Raw genomic sequence first — 18,354 nt, forward strand, 5'->3', positions numbered from 1 at the left:
TCAAAGCCGGGCGGAGCGTCACCGAACGACGGCGGCTGGGACGGCAGAGGCCTGCCCCCGAAGGCGGACCCCCGCCCCGCACCGCCGGAAACAGGGCTGGCAGCCGTCGGCAAGGATGGACCCGGGCGACCGAGGACCGACCGGAGCCTCTGGGCTACGGCGTCGTCGGGTGGCTTCCGCTCTCGCACGCCACGCACGCTAGGGAGTTTCCGGCCCCCGCGACCCCGCCCCTGTGGACAGAGGTGCATTGTGGATAACTCGGCGATCCGGCCGGGCTGTGATATGGGATGAGCGTGACGACGAGCGAGAACGCGCTGGCCACGGCCATCGTCCGGCTGCGGGCGGCGGGTTGCGTCTTCGCCGAGGAGGAAGTGGCCGTCCTGCGTGACGCCGCCTCGGACGACGCGACCCTCGGCGTCCTCGTCGACCGCCGGGCTCGCGGCGAGCCCCTGGAGCAGGTGGTCGGTCACGCCGATTTCGCCGGCATCCGCGTACGCCTGCGGCCCGGCGTTTTTGTCCCCCGCGTCCGCAGCCGGCTGCTGGTCGAGCTGGCCGCCGCCCATCACCCCGGCGTGCTGCTCGATCTCTGCTGCGGCTCCGGCGCTCTCGGCCTGGCCGTCCGTCACCGTCGCCCCCATGTCGAACTGCACGCCGCCGACCTCGACCCCACCGCCACCGCCTGCGCCCGCGACAACGGCGTTCCCCGCGTCTACCAGGGGGACCTTTTCGCCCCGCTCCCCCCGGCCCTGCATCACCGCGTTGATGTCCTGCTGGCCAACGTCCCGTACGTGGCCACCGCCCACCTCCCGTTCCTGCCGTCCGAGGCCCGAGATCATGAGCCGCGCACGGCCCTCGACGGCGGCCGGGATGGTCTTGATATCTTTCGCCGCGTCGCCGGGAGCGCTCCCATCTGGCTCGCCGACGGCGGCGTCCTGCTTTCCGAGGTCACCGAAGCCCAGGAACGGCCGGCGATCGAGGCCCTGCGGAAATCGGGTCTGGACGGCGAGGTGATCTGGGACGAAGATCTCGATGCCCGAGTGATCAGGGCCCGGAAGGTCTAGTGACGATGCGAAGGTTGGCGCGGGTCAGGTTGGCCACCCAGGTGGTGCGGCAGCTGCGCAAGGCCGGCTTCAAGGCCGTACGCTACGACGCCCGAGCCTTCGAGGTCCGTTTCGCCCCTAATATCCAGCAAGAGCCGTCCATCGTCGATCTGGCTCCGCTGCTCGCCAAGAGCCGCAAACAGGTCAAGAGCTACCTGTCCGGGCTGACCGCCAACCCCGTTCCCCCGACCTGGCAGCTGGCTCGGCCCCTGCTCCGGCCCGTCCTCCGCGGCTGCACCCCGGGCACGCCGCTGAGCCGCCCAGCCCTGCCCTACCTCTTCGAGTACGTCGTCATCGATCACCCCGAGGCGATGACCTACGTCACCGCGGAACAGATCGACACCTGGGCCGTACGCCCGGACGAGGTCTTCGCGGCGGCCCGGTCCAACCTGGTGGGCGCCACCCTCAAGAGCGCCCCCACCGAGGTCGTCCGCTTCGTCGACGACGGCGACGCGTACTGGAGCTCGCATCTGTTGCTGCAGCACTGGCTGGAACGCCTCGCACCCCAGGTCGACGGGCCGCCGCTGGCGTTCGTCCCCGAGCGCGGCACCCTCCTGATCACCTCGGCGACCAGCCCTCACCTGCGGGCCCTCTTCGCCCAGGCCGAGGAGCTCTACGCCCGGTCGGCCCGCCCCATCACCCCGATGGCGTACGTCAGTGATGCCAACGGCTGCACGGTGCCCTACACCGCCGACCCGGGCCATCCCCTGCACCACGTGGTCCAGCGTGCTCAGGCCATCCTCGCCGTTCAGGAGTACGCCCGCCAGGCCACCCACCTCACCGAGCCCGCGGCCGACCTGGAGGTGGTGGGTGACGACGGCGCCGGCTGGCGCACCCGGGCCGCCTGGGACGAGAAGTCCCTGCTCCCCACGGCCGACGAGGTGATCATCGGCGACCGCACGATCCCCTGGTCCGAGCTGGCTCCCCGCCTGGAACCGGTCACCGGCCTCAACCCGATCCGGTGGCAGCGCGGCTAGCCGCGGCGGTGCACCACGACGCCGGCCAGGCCCGGCCCCACGTGCGCGGCCACCACGGCGCCGACCTCGGTCAGGTAGCAGTCGCGAAGCCTGTCCCCCAGCCGCATCGCAATCGCGTCGGCCAGCGCTGCCGCCCGGTCCGGCTGCTCGAGGTGGTGCACGGCGATGTCGACCTCCCCCTCCCCGGAGGCCTCCACGGCCAGGTCGACGAGCTTCGCCAGCGCCCGCCCGGCCGTCCGCACGCGGTCCGTGACCACGATCGCGCCGTCCGCTATGTGCAGGATCGGCTTGACCGACAGGGCCGTGCCGAGCAGCGCCGACGCCGCCCCGATGCGTCCGCCGCGGCGCAGGAACTCGAGCGTGTCGACGTAGAAGAGCGTGCTCACCCGCGAAACGTGGTCGACCGCCACCCGCCGTACGGAATCAAGGTCTTGACCTTCGCGGGCCGCAGCCGCCGCCGCGAGGGCCGCGAATCCCAGCCCCATGCCGGCCGTGCCGCTGTCGACCACCTCGACGCGCGGCCCCAGCTCGAGCGCGGCCAGAGAGGCCGCCTCGAAGGTGCCGGAGAGCTTGGCCGACAGGTGGATCGAGACGATGCCGTCGGCGCCGGCGTCGAGCAACCGCTGGTACGCCGCCGAGAACTGGGACGGCGCGGGCCGTGACGTGCTGACCGCGGCGCGGCGCTCACCCAGCGCCCGGGCCACCTCGGCCGGCTGGATCTCGAGCCCTTCGAGCCCGTCCTCGCCGTTGATGACCACCGTGAGGGGCACGACGGTCAGCTCATACGAGCCGCTGAGTTCGGCGGGCAGGTACGCGGTGGAGTCGGTGACGACCGCGACGGGCATGCGGGCACGGTAGCCGATCGGCTCCGTCCCTGGTGAATCAGCCCTTCTCGACCGACACGACGATGAACGGCACGCCCTGCTGGCAGGTGGACATCATGTTGGGCTGGGCCTGGCCGACGATCTTGACCTTGCTGCCCACGGCAGCGTCGGCGCGCATTGCCGGGTCGTCGAAGATCAGCAGGTGGGAGCCCGCTTTGTCGGTGAGGAGCAGGCAGTTGGGCTCGACGCCGGCGGTCACCGTGCCGGTGATGGTCTGGCCGCCGGCCGCCGGGCGCCCGGACGACGGCTCGCCCGCCGGGCCGCTGGTCTTGGCCGAGGGCAGGGGCAGGTCGATCACGTCCGAGGCGGACGGGGAGGGGGCGGCGGCCGGTGCTGCGGCGCCGCTGTCGGTCGCGTTGTTGGCGCAGCCGGCGGCGAGAACCAGAAGCAGCAGGGCGGGAACGGTCCGTTTCACCATGATGCTTGGACGCTACCGGATCACCGGCGGTTCCCCGTGATCAGACCGGCGGTGGCACCGGGCGCTCGCTGAACGGGCCGACGTTGTAGGCCGCGACCTGCCAGCCGCGCTTGTCGTCGAGGGTCAGCTCGATCCAGTGGCAGTTCTGGAGGGCCCGCAGCGTGCGCAGCTGCTCGATCGGCCAGCCCAGCAGGTGACCGACACCCTGGCGGGCGGCGGCGCCGTGCGTGGCGACCACGACCGTGCCGCCGGGCGGAGCGAGAGCAGCCGCGTCGAGCACCGCGTCGGACACGCGCCGGCCCAGCTCGTCGAGGGATTCGACGTCGCCGCCGACCTCTTGCCCGGCCTGCCAGCGGGCGTGCTGGTCGGGAAAGAGCCGAGCCACCTCGGTCATGGTGTGGCCCTGCCAGGCGCCGAAGTACCGCTCGCGCAGCCGCTTGTCGTAGCTGATCGACAGCCCGGTGAGCGCGGCCAGCGCCGCTGCGGTGTCGGCCGAGCGGCGCAGGTCGCTGCTGACGATCGCGCTGGGTTTCAGCTTGACCAGGAGCTCGGCGGCGTCGACGGCCTGCTGGCGGCCGAGGTCGTTGAGCGACACGTCGGTCTGCCCCTGGACGCGGTTGCCCGCGTTCCAGTCCGTGTTGCCGTGACGCCAGACGATGAGCCTCGTCACGACGCTTCGGCGTCGGCCAGGTCGCGGTCGACGAACGGGATCATCGGGCAGTCCTTCCACAGCTTGTCGAGGGCGTAGAACTCGCGTTCCTCGGCGTGCTGGATGTGGATGACGATGTCGACGTAGTCGAGCAGCACCCACCGGCCCTGGCGCTCGCCCTCGCGACGGACGGGCTTTGCCTTCTCGGGGAGGTTGAGCAGTGCTTCCTCGACCGCGTCGACGATCGCGACGACCTGACGGTCGTTGGACGCGGAGGCGATCACGAAAGCGTCGGTGATGTAGAGCTGGTCGCCGACATCGATCACGACGATGTCTTGCGCCTTCTTGTCGGCGGCGGCCTGGGCGGCCGTCATCGCCAGTTCAAGAGCGCGTTCGCTGACGGGCAAGAGAGTCCTCTCGGTCTGAGAATCTGGTCAGTCAAGCGTCTCACACCGGTGTGACATTTCCCGACCCCCGATAGAGGCCCCGCTTGTTGATGTATTGCACGACACCGTCGGGCACCAGGTACCAGACCGGCTCACCGGCGGCCACGCGGTCGCGGCACGCGGTCGAGGAGATCGCCATGGCCGGCACCTCGACCAGCGTGACGCTGTCGTCCGGCAGGTGGTCGTCGGTGAGCTCGAAGCCGGGCCGGGTGACGCCCACGAAATGGGCCAGGGCCAGCATCTCGAGGGCGTCCTTCCAGCTCAGGATCCGGTTCAGCGCGTCCGCGCCGGTGATGAAGTAGAGCGCGGCGTCGGCGCCGAACACGGCTCGCATGTCACGCAGGGTGTCGATCGTGTAGGTGGGGCCGTCCCGGTCGATGTCGGCCCGGCTGACGTGGAAGCCCGGGTTGGACGCGGTGGCGATGACCGTCATCAGGTAACGGTCCTCGGCCGGCGAGACCCGGCCCTTCTCGTACGGCTGACCGGTGGGCACGAAGACGACCTCGTCCAGGTCGAATCGTGCCTGCACCTCGCTCGCCGCGACCAGGTGGCCGTGATGGATGGGGTCGAACGTCCCGCCCATGATGCCTATCCGCCGCCGTGAAGACATTCGTGAAGGATAGGTCTTTTTCCGATCAAGGACGGCGGGCGGGGTGGACAACGGAGATCAACGGGCGTCCAGAGCCCGGCGGACATCGTCGTCCGCGTCCAGCACCACGCGGCGCAGGATCGGGTCGAGACGAGCGTCGGCGAGAAGGTCGGCCGCCAGGTCGCGGGTGCGCTGCTCGACCACCAGGCCCGGATAGGCCGCAGCGGCCGTACGCTCGGCGCTCATGCCGCTGCGCAGCCGCATCATGGCGGGCATCTCGGCGAAGTAGCGCGGCACGTAGTCGCGCAGCAGGTCGAGCTGCTCGGCCTGCCAGAAGCCGGAAGCGGTCATCTCGACCAGGCGGTTCGAGAGCGCGGCGTCCCCGATGATCGCGGCCCAGGCCAGCGCCTTGGCGTCGGGGTCGGGGCGGGCGGCCCGGCAGCGGGCGGCCCACTGCTCGCCGGTGGCACTGCGGTCACGCTCGAACTCGGCGTCGATCACCTCGGTGCCGGCCGCACCGAGCACGGCCAGGCGGTAGACGATCAGCCAGCGCAGGTCGGCGTCGACCGCGAGGCCGTCGGGCACGGCGCCGCCGTCGAGCCAGTCGCGCAGGCGGGCGATGTCGACGGTGGCGCCGATCAGTCCGCGGGCCGCGGCCAGCTGGCGTGAGCCGCCCGGCTCCGAGACCGCGAGCAGCCGGTCGGCGGCCTGCGCGACCAGCTCGAGGGCGGCCGGGCGGGTCTCGGGGGTGGAGTAGCGGTCGACCAGGCTGCGGGTGGCCCGCAGCACGTCCTCGACGATCACCACCTCGGACTCGACCGGCAACGCGGCCAGCGCCAGCGTGACCAGCTCGGCCACCGGACGCTCGCCGTCGACGACCGCGTCGAGCGTGGCCGCCCAGAGCACGGCGCGGGCCAGCGAGTCGCCGATCAGGGGCAGCAGGGCCGGCACGGCGGCGGTCGACTGCTCGTCGAGCCGGATCTTCGCGTACGTGAGGTCACCGTCGTTGAGCAGCAGCAGGTCGGCCACCGGCTCGCCGGCGAGCTCGGGCAGCTCGGTGCGGCCGGTCGCGCCGACCTCGACCTCGATCAGCTTGCGCCGGACGAGGGCGCCGTCGGCCCGGTCCCACAGGCCGATCCCGAGCCGGTGCGGGCGCAGCGTCGGATAGGCGCCGGGCGCGGTCTGCTCGATGACCACCGACGAGTACGAGGAACCGTCGACCTCGAAGGACGAGCGCAGCGTGTTGACCTGGGCCCGGCGCAGCCAGACGTCGGCCCAGGCGGTCAGGTCGCGCCCGCTGGCCGCGGACAGCGCGCCGAGCAGGTCGGCCAGCGTCGCGTTGCCGTAGGCGTGGGCCGCGAAGTGCGCGTTGACGCCGGTCCGGAACGCCTCGTCGCCCACGAAGGCGACCAGTTGCTTGAGAACGGCCGCACCCTTGGCGTACGAGATGCCGTCGAAGTTCAGCAGCGCCTGGTCGGTGTCGGAGACCTCGGCCGGCGCCACCGGATGGGTCGACGGGTGCTGGTCGGCGCGCAGACCCCAGGCCTTGCGCTGCATGGCGAAGGTGGTCCAGGTGCCCGGGAACCGTGTCGCCTCGGCCGCGATGCGGGTACCCATGTACTCGGCGAACGACTCGTTCAGCCACAGGTCGTCCCACCAGGCCATGGTCACCAGGTCGCCGAACCACATGTGTGCCATCTCGTGGGCGATCACGTTGGCCCGGTGCTCGCGCTCGCTGTCGGTCACCGCGGAGCGGTAGATGAACTCGTCGCGGAAGACCACCAGGCCCGGGTACTCCATCGCGCCGAAGTTGAACTCGGGGGCGAACGCCTGCTGGTAGTGGCCGAACGGGTACCGGATGTCGAAGATCTCGTGGTAACGGTCGAAGCACTGCTTGGTGACCTCGAAGATCTCGGCGGCCTCGGCCTCCAGCGCCCCGGCCAGCGCGGCTCGTGCGTAGAGGGCCAGCGGGATGCCGTCGTGCGAGTCGGTGACCTCGTGGTACGGCCCGGCGATGAGGGAGCACAGGTAGGTCGAGATCGGCTTGGTGGCCGCGAACTCCCACCGCCCGTTGGTCCCCGAGAGCAGCGGCCCGTTGGCGGCGACCCGCCAGCTCGAGGGCGCCGTCACGGTGATCCGGAACGACGCCTTGAGGTCGGGCTGGTCGAACGCGGGCAGGATCCGGCCCGCGTTGTTGATGAACATGTGCTGGTAGATGTAGACCGAGCCGTCCGCCGGGTCGACGTATTTGTGCAGGCCCTCACCGGTGTTCGAGTAGCGCATGACGGCCTCGACGGCCAGCTCGTTGACGTCGGCCAGGCCGGTGAGCAGCAGCCGGCCGTCGACGAGCGCCGAGTCGGGCAGCGGCGACCCGTTCAGCGTCATCTTGCCGGCGCGCACCGGCTCGAACTCGAGGAACGTCGATGCGCCCTCGTGAGCGTCGAAACGCACCACCGTGCGGGAACCGAAGGTGTCGCCCTCGGTGGTGAGGTCGAGGTCGACCTCGTATTCGCGGACATCGACGGTGGCGGCCCGGGCGGTAGCCTCGGCGCGGGTCAGGCTCGGCATTCGACCATCATCCGGTACGAGCCGGACCGCTGCTATCGTGGCCCCATGCGCTTCGCGAACCTCGGCTGGTGGCTGCCCTGACGGGCGGCTTCCCCACACGCGCACTCATCTTCGCGGCCGCCCCTTCCCGGGCGGCCGTTGTCATGTCCGGGAAAAGGCGGTCCTGACCCGGAAGGACACCACCATGACCCGCCGCCTCACCGGCTTCCAGCCGACCGGCCACCTGCACCTGGGCAACCTGATCGGCGCGATGCGCCCGTTGGTGGCCGCCCAGGCCACGCCGTCCATCGCCATGATCGCCGATCTCCACGCGCTCACCATGGAACACGATCCCCGGCAGCTGCGCGCGAACACGCTGCAGGTCGCGACAGTGCTGCTCGCCGCCGGCGTCGACCCGCGGCGCACCGCGATCATCGCCAACTCCCAGGTGCCCGAGCACAGCGAACTGCACTACCTGCTCGAATGCGCGATCGGCTACGGCGAGGCCGCGCGCATGATCCAGTTCAAGGAGAAGTCGGCGTCCAGCAAGGCTGTGCGGCTCAGCCTGCTCACCTATCCGGTGCTCATGGCGGCCGACATCCTCGTCCACGACTGCGACCAGGTGCCGGTCGGCGACGACCAGAGCCAGCACCTGGAACTCACCCGCACCATCGCGACCAGGTTCAACGCCCGCTACGGCCAGACCTTCACGGTGCCCGAGGGCATCCGGCCGGAGAACGCCGCGCGGATCATGGACCTGGCCGACCCGGGCCGCAAGATGAGCAAGAGCACGCCGTCGGCGGCCGGCCGGATCGGGCTGCTCGACCCGCCCGACGTGATCCGCCGGACCATCGCGCGGGCGGTGACCGACACGGTGGGCGTCGTGCGTGACGACCCGGAGCGGCAGCCCGGCGTCACCAACCTGCTGGCGATCCTGCGCGCCTGCGCGGACCGGGAGCCGGGTCCGTTCCCGTCCTACGGCGCGCTGAAACGCGAGGTCACGGACGCGGTCGAGTCGGTGCTGGGGCCGATCCGGGCGCGTTACGCCGAGTTGTCGGAGGACCCGGGTCACGTACGCAAGATCCTGGCCGAGGGCAAGGCCTGGGTGCAGCCACGCGCTGCCGAGACCGTGCGGCGTACCCGCGCCGCCCTCGGCCTACTGGACTGAGGCGGTCAGCCGCTTCTCGAAGCAGAACGCGGCCGGCTCGCAGATCGGGACGCGCTCGTAGCCCGAGGACCGGTAGAGGGCGATCGCCGCGGGCGAGGTGACCCCGGCGGTCAGTCGGATCACCGGGCGGCCCGCGACGAGCGCCTCCTCCTCGAGCGTGACGATCATCTGACGGGCGATGCCGCGCCCCCGGAAGGCGGGTCGCACGTACATCCGCTTGATCTCGGCCACGCCGACCTCGGGCAGCGGCTGCCAGGCGCCGCAGGCCACGGCCCGGCCGTCGACGACCGCCACGAAGTACGCGGCACGGTCGTCCGGCGCGAAACTCTGGCCGCCCTCGTGCAGCTGGGCCACCACGAGGGCGGCCAGCTCGGGGTCCAGGGCGGGCCTGGCTTCGATCAACACGTTGTGACCCTAGGCGGCCACCCTTGCCGCAGGGTTGCGCCGAGCTGGACTACGCCCTATTCGTCGGTGTCCTCGTCATCTGTCACGAGGACCGGCCGATGGGCGTTGGCCACGCTCGTGACCGTGCCGTCGGCCGACATGTGCAACAGCTCGTCGTCCGAGCGCACGCGGCGGGCCTTGCGGGCCGCCAGGCGCTCGGCGGCGCTGGCGCGGGCATCGTCGTCCTCGAGGCGGGCGTCGGTGCCGCGGGGGCCCGACACGAACTCGCCGGCGTTGGGCTGCCAGTCGAACTCGCGATCGCCGATGCGCACCGGATCGCCCGCCTTGGCGCCCTTCTTGCCCAGCATGTCCTCGACGCCGAGCCGGTCGAGCCGGTCGGCCAGATAACCCACGGCCTCGTCGTTGTCGAAGTTCGTCTGGCGGACCCAGCGCTCGACCTTGGGCCCGCTCACCACGAAGACACCCTCACTGTCCCGCTCGACGGTGAAGCCGGACTCGTCGACCGCGCGCGGACGCACGATGGCCCGGCTGGGCTCGGGCGCCGGCTTGTCCAGGCGGTGCTGGGCGACCGTCTCGGCGAGGGCGAAGATCAGTTCCTTGAGGCCCTCGCGGGTGACCGCGCTGACCTCGAAGACGCGGTAGCCGCGGGCCTCGATGTCGGGCCGCACCATCTCGGCCAGGTCACGCCCGTCCGGGATATCGATCTTGTTGAGCACGACCAGCCGCGGCCTGTCCTCCAGGCCGCCGTACGCCGACAGCTCGGCCTCGATCGCGTCGAGGTCGGCCAGCGGGTCTCGCTCGATCTCGAGCGCCGCCGAGTCGAGCACGTGCACCAGCACCGAGGTGCGCTCGATGTGCCGCAGGAACTGCATGCCCAGGCCCTTGCCGGTGGCCGCGCCCGGGATCAGGCCGGGCACGTCGGCCACGGTGAAGGTCTGGTCGCCCGCCTGCACCACGCCGAGGTTGGGCACCAGCGTGGTGAACGGGTAGTCGGCGATCTTGGGCTTGGCCGCGGAGATGACCGAGATGAGCGACGACTTGCCGGCCGAGGGGAAACCGACCAGACCCACGTCGGCGACGCTCTTGAGCTCGAGCACCGCGTCGAGGCTGTCACCGGGCTCGCCCAGTTCGGCGAAGCCGGGCACCTTGCGGCGAGTGTTGGCCAGCGAGGCGTTGCCCCGGCCGCCGCGTCCGCCCCGCGCCACCTCGAAGGTGGTTCCCTCGCCGATCAGGTCGGCCAGCACCTCGCCGTCGGCGTTCAGCACGACCGTGCCGTCGGGCACCTTGAGCACGAGGTCCTTGCCGTTGGCGCCGTCGCGGTTGGCGCCCGCGCCGCCGCCGCCGTTGGACGCCTTGACGTGCCCGTGGAAGTGGAAGTCGAGCAGCGTATGGATCTGCGGGTCGACCACCAGAGTGATCCCGCCGCCGTGCCCACCGTTGCCACCGTCGGGCCCGCCCAGCGGCTTGAACTTCTCGCGGCGCACCGAGACGCAGCCGTGCCCGCCGTCACCCGCTTGCAGGTGCAGCACGACGCGGTCGACGAACGTGGTCACTGCTCAACTCCTTGCCAAAGATGTCCCGAGGTGTCAACGCCGGCCTCAGGCGGGCTTGTTCCTCGACAGAACCGCCGGCCGCGCGGACGCGGAGGCGGAAAACACAAAGCGGGCCACGGACCCCGAAAGGTCCGCGGCCCGCTTCGAAGAAACTTTACTCCGCCGCCGGAACGATGCTGACGGTCTTGCGACCGCGCTTCGTGCCGAACAGCACATTGCCGGTCGCCAGAGCGAACAGCGTGTCGTCGCCGCCGCGGCCGACCAGGTCGCCCGGGTGGAACTTCGTGCCGCGCTGGCGGATCAGGATCTCGCCGGCGCTGACCAGCTGGCCGCCGAACCGCTTGACACCGAGCCGCTGAGCGGCGGAGTCACGGCCGTTGCGCGAGCTGGATGCACCCTTTTTGTGAGCCATGAGTGATCCGCCCCTTACTTCCCGCTCTTGATGCCGGTGACCTTGATCTTGGTCAGCGGCTGACGGTGCCCCTGACGCTTGTGGTAACCGGTCTTGTTCTTGAACTTGTGGATCCGGATCTTCGGACCCTTGGTGTGCTCGGCGATCTCGCCGGACACCGTCACCTTGGCAAGCTTGGCCGCGTCGGTCACCAGGTTGTCACCGTCGACGAGGAGGACTGCGGCGAGCGTCAGCGAGTCGCCGGGCACACCCGCGAGCTTCTCGACCTCGATCACGTCGCCCTCGGCAACCTTGTACTGCTTGCCGCCGGTCTTGACGATCGCGTACATCGGACGCGGACTCCCTGAGACTTACGCAGCGTTGACCGCTGCTTGGCGGATGAAGCTGAGATTCCGGCTCTCGGCCCCTCGAAAAAGGGGGCGGGCACGGAAGCACGGCGCCTGGAAAAGCGCCAGCAGAAAGAGTACTTCATCAGGCGCTCCGATCCCAAACCGGGGCCTGATCAGCCCCGGCCGCACGCCTTGTCGAGCCGGGCCGTGAGGGCCGACATCTTTTCAGCGTTGATCTTGGTGACGTCCCCTTTCAGGGCTTTGACCTGCGCACTCATCTCGGTCAAAGCCTTCTTCAGGGTGGGATCGGTGGTCAGCCCGGCCATGTCGGCCAGCGCGAACGAGTAGTTCCGGACGTCGCGCGAGACCTTCTCGGCGGCCTGCCGCTTGGCCTGCTCGCCCTTGCTCGCGGCGTCGATCTGCAGCTTGAGGTCGGCGATGAAGATCTCACCGAAGCTGGTGCTCGCGCGCTCGGCCTGGGCGCAGATCTCTTTGGTGTTGCCGGAGAGCTCGGCGTCGGCCTTGGCCGCCACGGACGGGTCGACCGGAGCGGGGGGCACAGCGACCGGCGGCGGGGCAGTCACGGCCGAGCCGGAGGACGCGGCGCCGGACGAATCGCCGGAGGACGAGGAACAGGCGGCCGTCGCGGTGAGAGAACCCAGCGCCACGCACACGGCGAGGCCCCGGATCAGGGGGATTCGGAACATCGGGGCTCGGTCTCCTCGGGGGAAAGGCTGATCGATCCCGCGAGGGTAACCGACGGAGACGGAAAGGAGCGGCTTGGCAGTTAACTTTCTTTACCAAACCGCTCCTGTCGATCCTTTGTTGATCCGGAAGGGCAGGATCAGGGTCGCGTACGCCTCCGCGTGCCGCCCCGCCGCGAGCGGCGTCGTCCGGCGCCCGCCCCCACCGGCTCGTCCTCGTCCTCGTCCTCATCCTCGGCCGCGTCCGGGTCGTCGGACCCGGTGAGCTGGAGCGGCTCCACCTCGGCGGCCGGCGCCGGCGCCTCGTACCGCGACAGGTCGTAGCCGCTGATGTCGTAGTCGTCCTCGGGGTCCGCGTTGGTGACAGGCGCCCGGCCGGTCACGATGCCCGAGCCGGCCACCGGGGGCAGGCCAGCGGTCTCGGCCGCCGGGTCGTCGCCCTCGTGCCGCACCGCGTCGGTCACGATCTCGATCGGCTCGTCGGGCTCGACCTCGATGTCCGGCAGCTCGTCCCGGATCGGGTCCGGCACCACCGGCTCCGAGACGGGCTCGGCGACCACGGTGTCGCCGCCGCCGCCACGACGACGCCGCGACTTGCCGCTCGGCTGCTGCTGCTGGGCCGGGGCGGTCTCGGTCCGGGCCGCCGCGGCGACCGCCTTGACCTGGTTCCCGGCGCCACTGCCGTTGGAGCGCTTCTCGGGCACCGGCTCGGTGTGGATCAGCACCCCGCGGCCCTTGCAGTGCTCACAGGTCTCGCTGAACGCCTCGAGCAGGCCCGAGCCGATCCGCTTGCGGGTCATCTGCACCAGGCCGAGCGAGGTGATCTCGGTGACCTGGTGCTTGGTGCGGTCGCGGCCCAGGCACTCGGTGAGCCGCCGCAGCACCAGCTCGCGGTTGCTCTCGAGCACCATGTCGATGAAGTCGATGACCACGATGCCGCCGAGGTCGCGCAGCCGCAGCTGCCGGACGATCTCCTCGGCCGCCTCGAGGTTGTTACGGGTGACCGTCTCCTCGAGGTTGCCGCCCGCGCCGGTGTACTTGCCCGTGTTGACGTCGACCACCGTCATGGCCTCGGTGCGGTCGAAGACCAGGTGGCCGCCCGAGGGCAGGAACACCTTGCGGTCCAGACCCTTGAGGATCTGCTCGTCGATGCGCTTGTCGGCGAAGACGTCCCCGGTGCCGGTGTAACGGTGCATGCGCTCGAGCAGGTCGGGCGAGACCGAGTTGAGGTAGTTCTCGAGCTCGCCGTACGCCGAGTCGCCCTGCACGATCAGCTCGCGGAAGTCCTCGTTGAAGAGGTCCCGGACGACCCGGATGACCAGGTCGGGCTCCTCGGAGAGGGCGACCGGCGCGTGGCCCTCGGCCGACTTGCGCTGGATCTCCTCCCACTGCGCCTGGAGACGCTTGACGTCACGGGCGAGGTCGTCCTCGCTGGCGCCCTCGGCCGCCGTGCGCACGATGACGCCGGCGCCGTCGGGCACCAGCTTCTTCAGCACGTCCCGGAGGCGCTTGCGCTCGTTGTCGGGCAGCTTGCGGCTGATCCCGGAGGCGTTGCCGTTGGGCACGTAGACCAGGTGCCGGCCGGAGAGCGCGATGTGGCTGCTCAGCCGGGCGCCCTTGTGCCCGATCGGGTCCTTGGTCACCTGCACCAGCACCGAGTCGCCGGAGCGCAGCGCCTGCTCGATCGAGCGGGCCCGGCCCTCGAGCCCGGTGGCGTCCCAGTTGACCTCGCCGGCGTAGAGCACCGCGTTGCGGCCGCGGCCGATGTCGACGAACGCCGCCTCCATGCTGGGCAGCACGTTCTGCACCTTGCCGAGGTACACGTTGCCGACCATGGTGCCGGAGGTGCTGCGCGAGACGTAGTGCTCGACCAGGATGCCGTCTTCCATCACGGCGATCTGGGTGCGGTCGGGCTTCTGGCGCACGACCATCACCCGGTCGACCGCCTCGCGGCGGGCCAGGAACTCCGACTCGCTCAGGATCGGCGGACGGGTCCGGCGCTGCTCACGGCCGTCGCGGCGGCGCTGACGCTTGGCCTCGAGCCGGGTCGAGCCCGAGACGCCCTGCACCTCGTCGGAGGTGCGGCGGGGCTCGCGCACCCGCACGACGGTGTGCACGCCGTCCTCGATGCCGCCGGTCTCGGCGTCACCGCTCGAGCCCTTGCGGCGCCGGCGGCGGCGACGACGGGTCACGCCGTCGCCCTCGTCGCCCTCTTCCTCGTCCTCGGACTCCTCCTCGGCCGACGCCTCGGCGCCTTCCTCGGCCTCGTCCTGCTCGCCGTCCTCGGCAGGGCCCTTGCCGCGGCCACGGCCACGGCGGCCCCGGCGACGGCGGCGGCGGCCGGCCGCGGTGTCGTCGTCATCGTCGGCCTCGTCGTCGCCGTCCTCGACGTCGTCGGCGCTCTCGTCGGTCTCGTCGACCGCCTCGTCGGCGGGCGGGGCCGTGACCTCGGCCGCGGGGGCCTCGGCGGGCTCGTCGGCGGCGCCGCGACGGCGGCGCCGGCTGCGACGGGCGCCCTCGGCCGGCTCCTCGGTCACGACGGCCGGGACCTCGGCCACCGCGGTCTCAGCCTCGGCGACCGGCGGGGTCTCGAGCGTCTCGGCGACCACGGGCGGCACGGCGGCGCCCCGGCGCGACCGGCGGGCCGGCGCCGGAGTGGTCTCAGTGGCCTCGGGCGGCATGAACAGCACAGCCGGGGGCAGGGCCGCGGCGCGGCGGCCACGGCGCGGAGCGGGCGCCTCGGTCTCGACGAAGTCGGCGTCGAGCGGGATCACTCCGATGATCGGGGTGCCCTCGGCCGCCTCAGCGACCTCGACGGCCTCGTCCTCGACGACCGGCTGCCGGCCCTCGATCAAGGGCTCGATCGCAACCGGCGCGGCGACGACCGGCTCCTCCACCGGGGCGGGCGGGGCAGCCTTCTTGCGGGCCCGGGTGCGGGTGGCCTTGACGGGCGGCGCGACCTCTTCGGCGGCGGACTCCGCCTCGGCCGGAGCGACCGCCGGCGCGGCGGCCTTCTTACGGGCCCGCGTCGCCTTCTTGACGGGCGGCGCGGGCTCCTCGAAGGCAGCCGGTGACTCGTGGACGGCGGCGACGGGGTCGGACGGACCCGCAGCCGGTGCTGCCTCGGACTCGGCGGCTGGCGCCGCTGCCTTGCGGCGGGGGGCACGCTTGCGCGCGGGGGTAGCAGTTGCGGCGGTCTCGGGCGGAGCGGCTGCTCCGGCCCCTTCACCGCCCTGTTCTCCCAAGTTGTCTTGGGGCTCGTTATCGAGCATGGGGCGCTCTCCAGTTCTGGCGGCCCCGGGCGCGTTTGAGCGCTGCCACGCAGGGTCGCCGCAAGTATTTCGGTCCCGCCGGGTGAGCGGACGGGCTGCCGAAGTCTGTCAACAGGCGCCGGTTGCAGCCAGCGCCTCCGATGGAGCGATCCTTACCCCGGAAGGGCAGGCTCGCGATCCGCGTCCAACGGATCGACGATATCCCCCTGTGCGGTGAGCGTGCCCTGGGCCAGCCGGGTAACCCGTGGGGGCACCGGCGGCTCCAGACCAGCCGCCACGCGCAGGCCGGAAAGGACGTCATCGGGTCGTACGGCGGGTGTCACCTGTCGTACGACAAGGTCGATTATCGCACACGACGCGCCGTCCGCCTCGGAAGGTACGGCGGACTGGTCCGTCACATCGATCCGGGCCACTGCCTGTCGGGCGTCGAAAGAGCGCCGACCCTGCTTCGTCATGCGCTCTACCAGCACTTCCTCAAGCCCGGTGAACGCCCGGACGGCCGCCTCGGCGTCGGCCGGCTCGACCGTGGGCAGCTCGATCCGCCAGTGCGAGGCGTCGATCCGGTCGGCCAGGCTGCCCGGACCGGCGATCACCGCGTCGAGGATGTCGAGGCCCGGGGAGAGCGCGGCATCGAGGGCGACGCGCAGCTGCCCGGGATCGACCTCGGCCTGCAGACCGATCTCGAGGTATTCGGCCTCGCTGCCCACGCCGGTCGGGGCCGCACTCGCGTACGAGATCTTGGGGTGCGGGGTGAAGCCCTGGGAGAAGGCGATGGGCACGGCGGCCCGCCGCAACGCCCGCTCGAACGCGCGGGCGAAGTCGCGATGGGAGGTGAAGCGCAGCGGGCCGCGCTTGGCGTAGCGCAGACGGATGCGCTGGACGACCGGCGCCTGGCCGCCGACGGGCTGATTCTTGGGGGCCATGTCAGGCGGGCAGCCGCAGGGAGTTGACCGGAGTCAGGGGCAGCAGCTTCTTGCCGGTGGGGCCGATCTGGATCTCGGTGTCCATCGACGGGCAGACGCCGCAGTCGAAGCACGGGGTCCAGCGGCAGTCGTCCTGCTCGAACTCGGACGTCGAGTCCTGCCAGTCCTGCCAGAGCCAGTCCTTGTCGAGGCCGGAATCCAGGTGGTCCCAGGGGAGCACCTCGGAGTGCTGACGCTCGCGGGTGGTGAACCAGTCGAGGTCGACACCGAAGCCGGGCAGCACCTCGGCGCAGGCCTCGACCCACCGGGCGTACGAGAAGTGCTCGCTCCAGCCGTCGAACCGGCCGCCTTTTTCCCACACCCGGCGGATGACCGCGCCGACCCGGCGGTCGCCCCGCGAGAGCAGGCCTTCGATCAGCGAGGGCTCGCCGTCGTGGTAGCGGTAGCCGATCGCGCGGCCCAGCGACCGGTCGCTGTTGATCTCTTGCTTGAGCATCTGGAGGCGGGCGTCGATGACCTCGGGACGCACCATCGGCGCCCACTGGAACGGGGTGTGCGGCTTCGGCACGAAACCGCCGATCGAGACGGTGCAGCGGATGTCCTTGGTGCCGGCGGCGGCGCGGCCGGCCTTGATCACCTCGTGCGCCATGCGGCCGATCTGCAGCACGTCGTCGTCGGTCTCGGTCGGCAGCCCGCACATGAAGTAGAGCTTGACCTGGCGCCAGCCGTTCGAGTACGCCGTGACGACCGTCCGGATCAGGTCTTCCTCGGTCACCATCTTGTTGATGACCTTGCGGATGCGCTCGGATCCACCCTCGGGCGCGAAGGTCAGGCCCGTCCGGCGGCCGTTCTTCGACAGCTCCTGAGCCAGGTCGATGTTGAAGGCGTCGACCCGGGTCGAGGGCAGTGACAGCGACACGTTGGTGCCCTCGTACTGCTCGGCGAGGCCGGAGCACATGTCGCCGATCTCGGAGTGGTCGGCGCTCGACAGCGAGAGCAGGCCGACCTCGCTGAAGCCCGAGTACTCGAGGCCTTCCTTGATCATCTGGCCGACCGTGGTGATCGAGCGCTCGCGCACCGGGCGCGTGATCATGCCGGCCTGGCAGAAGCGGCAGCCACGCGTGCAGCCGCGGAAGATCTCGACCGCGTAGCGCTCGTGGACCGTCTCGGCCAGCGGGACCAGGGGCTTCTTGGGGTAGGGCCAGGCGTCGAGGTCCATCGTCGTGCGCTTGGCCACGCGGAACGGCACGTCGGGGCGGTTGGGCACCACCCGCTGGATGCGGCCGTCGGGCAGGTAGTCGACGTCATAGAAGCGGGGGACGTAGATGCTCTCGGTGCGGGCCAGGCGCAGCAGCAGCTCGTCGCGGCCGCCGGGGCAGCCCTCGGCCTTCCACTCCCGGATGATGCCGGTGATCTCGAGGACGGCCTCTTCACCGTCGCCGAGCACGGCGGCGTCGATGAAGTCGGCGATCGGCTCGGGGTTGAAGCTGGCGTGACCGCCGGCCAGCACGATCGGGTGGCTCTCGTCGCGGTCGGCGCTCATCAGCGGGATGCCGGCCAGGTCGAGCGCGGAGAGCATGTTGGTGTAGCCGAGCTCGGTCGCGAAGGACAGGCCGAGGACGTCGAACGCCTTGACCGGGCGGTGGGCGTCGACCGTGAACTGCGGGACGCCGTTCTCCTTCATCAGCGCCTCGAGGTCGGGCCAGACCGCGTAGGTGCGCTCGGCCAGCACGTCCTCTTGCTCGTTGAGCACCTCGTAGAGGATCTGGACGCCCTGGTTGGGCAGGCCCACCTCGTAGGCGTCGGGATACATCAGCGCCCACCGGACCGTCGTCGCGTCCCAGTCCTTGACGACGGCGCCGAGCTCGCCACCCACGTATTGGATCGGCTTGCTGACCCGGGGCAGCAGCTGCTCGAGCTGCGGGAAGACGGAACGGACACTCATGCCGGCACTCCGCTTCGCTCCGTGCCGACATGA

General features: G+C 71.0%; 17 protein-coding genes. 3 read left to right on the forward strand and 14 right to left on the reverse strand.

What is annotated here, in order from left to right; genetic code table 11:
- Window positions 1-287 precede the first annotated feature (287 nt).
- Together KXC43_RS14475 and KXC43_RS14480 are read left to right on the forward strand one after the other, a co-directional pair.
- A complete protein-coding gene (locus tag KXC43_RS14475; RefSeq protein ID WP_221376563.1) occupies window positions 288-1,061 on the forward strand; it encodes a putative protein N(5)-glutamine methyltransferase in 774 nt (257 codons plus the stop codon).
- Window positions 1,062-1,066: 5 nt separating this feature from the next.
- Window positions 1,067-2,077, forward strand: coding sequence for a hypothetical protein (locus tag KXC43_RS14480; protein WP_221376564.1), 1,011 nt, complete (start codon window positions 1,067-1,069; stop codon window positions 2,075-2,077).
- Here the strand turns inward: KXC43_RS14480 and KXC43_RS14485 are convergent.
- The 6 genes from KXC43_RS14485 to pepN are packed head-to-tail and all read right to left on the reverse strand — an operon-like array spanning window position 2,074 to window position 7,631.
- The gene (locus KXC43_RS14485) at window positions 2,074-2,922 is read right to left on the reverse strand and encodes a DegV family protein (protein ID WP_221376565.1); all 849 of its coding nucleotides are present in this window, start codon (window positions 2,920-2,922) and stop codon (window positions 2,074-2,076) included. The two genes, KXC43_RS14480 and KXC43_RS14485, sit on opposite strands and share 4 nt — an antisense overlap.
- 37 nt (window positions 2,923-2,959) lie before the next feature.
- Window positions 2,960-3,379 carry a hypothetical protein gene (locus KXC43_RS14490; RefSeq protein ID WP_255644070.1) on the reverse strand — a complete coding sequence of 140 codons (420 nt, stop codon included), beginning with the start codon at window positions 3,377-3,379 and terminating at the stop codon, window positions 2,960-2,962.
- A gap of 40 nt (window positions 3,380-3,419) precedes the next feature.
- Window positions 3,420-4,049, reverse strand: coding sequence for a histidine phosphatase family protein (locus tag KXC43_RS14495; RefSeq protein ID WP_221376566.1), 630 nt, complete (start codon window positions 4,047-4,049; stop codon window positions 3,420-3,422).
- On the reverse strand, window positions 4,046-4,435 hold the full coding sequence (gene rsfS / locus KXC43_RS14500) for a ribosome silencing factor (RefSeq protein ID WP_221376567.1): 390 nt from the start codon (window positions 4,433-4,435) through the stop codon (window positions 4,046-4,048). Before rsfS ends, KXC43_RS14495 begins: the two co-directional genes overlap by 4 nt.
- 40 nt (window positions 4,436-4,475) lie before the next feature.
- On the reverse strand, window positions 4,476-5,084 hold the full coding sequence (gene nadD, locus KXC43_RS14505) for a nicotinate-nucleotide adenylyltransferase (protein WP_221376568.1): 609 nt from the start codon (window positions 5,082-5,084) through the stop codon (window positions 4,476-4,478).
- Window positions 5,085-5,141: 57 nt separating this feature from the next.
- Complete coding sequence (gene pepN, locus KXC43_RS14510; RefSeq protein WP_221376569.1) at window positions 5,142-7,631, reverse strand: aminopeptidase N; 2,490 nt, start codon at window positions 7,629-7,631, stop codon at window positions 5,142-5,144.
- A 184-nt stretch (window positions 7,632-7,815) separates the two neighbouring features.
- Between pepN and trpS the strand changes: the two genes are divergently transcribed.
- Window positions 7,816-8,778, forward strand: coding sequence for a tryptophan--tRNA ligase (trpS, locus tag KXC43_RS14515; RefSeq protein ID WP_221376570.1), 963 nt, complete (start codon window positions 7,816-7,818; stop codon window positions 8,776-8,778).
- On the opposite strand, the gene KXC43_RS14520 is transcribed toward trpS, so the two are convergent.
- The 8 genes from KXC43_RS14520 to KXC43_RS14555 form a co-directional block, all read right to left on the reverse strand.
- Window positions 8,767-9,183 (reverse strand): GNAT family N-acetyltransferase, encoded by a 417-nt coding sequence (locus tag KXC43_RS14520; protein WP_221376571.1) that lies wholly within the window; start codon window positions 9,181-9,183, stop codon window positions 8,767-8,769. The two genes, trpS and KXC43_RS14520, sit on opposite strands and share 12 nt — an antisense overlap.
- Before the next feature lie 56 nt (window positions 9,184-9,239).
- Entirely contained in the window at window positions 9,240-10,736 is a 1,497-nt protein-coding gene (obgE, locus tag KXC43_RS14525; protein WP_221376572.1) for a GTPase ObgE, read from the reverse strand.
- A gap of 154 nt (window positions 10,737-10,890) precedes the next feature.
- Window positions 10,891-11,148: a 50S ribosomal protein L27 gene (gene rpmA / locus KXC43_RS14530; protein WP_184953201.1), complete on the reverse strand. Its 258-nt coding sequence runs from the start codon at window positions 11,146-11,148 to the stop codon at window positions 10,891-10,893.
- 14 nt (window positions 11,149-11,162) lie between these two features.
- Window positions 11,163-11,477 carry a 50S ribosomal protein L21 gene (gene rplU / locus KXC43_RS14535; RefSeq protein WP_184953202.1) on the reverse strand — a complete coding sequence of 105 codons (315 nt, stop codon included), beginning with the start codon at window positions 11,475-11,477 and terminating at the stop codon, window positions 11,163-11,165.
- A 173-nt stretch (window positions 11,478-11,650) separates the two neighbouring features.
- A complete protein-coding gene (locus tag KXC43_RS14540; RefSeq protein ID WP_221376573.1) occupies window positions 11,651-12,184 on the reverse strand; it encodes a hypothetical protein in 534 nt (177 codons plus the stop codon).
- A gap of 137 nt (window positions 12,185-12,321) precedes the next feature.
- Window positions 12,322-15,453 carry an Rne/Rng family ribonuclease gene (locus KXC43_RS14545; RefSeq protein WP_221376574.1) on the reverse strand — a complete coding sequence of 1,044 codons (3,132 nt, stop codon included), beginning with the start codon at window positions 15,451-15,453 and terminating at the stop codon, window positions 12,322-12,324.
- Between the two features lie 152 nt (window positions 15,454-15,605).
- The gene (locus KXC43_RS14550) at window positions 15,606-16,376 is read right to left on the reverse strand and encodes a TIGR03936 family radical SAM-associated protein (protein ID WP_221376575.1); all 771 of its coding nucleotides are present in this window, start codon (window positions 16,374-16,376) and stop codon (window positions 15,606-15,608) included.
- 1 nt (window position 16,377) lies between these two features.
- Window positions 16,378-18,321 carry a TIGR03960 family B12-binding radical SAM protein gene (locus tag KXC43_RS14555; protein WP_221376576.1) on the reverse strand — a complete coding sequence of 648 codons (1,944 nt, stop codon included), beginning with the start codon at window positions 18,319-18,321 and terminating at the stop codon, window positions 16,378-16,380.
- Between the last annotated feature and the right edge of the window lie 33 nt (window positions 18,322-18,354).

It is taken from the genome of Paractinoplanes polyasparticus, assembly GCF_019710575.1.
Taxonomy (GTDB): domain Bacteria; phylum Actinomycetota; class Actinomycetes; order Mycobacteriales; family Micromonosporaceae; genus Actinoplanes; species Actinoplanes polyasparticus.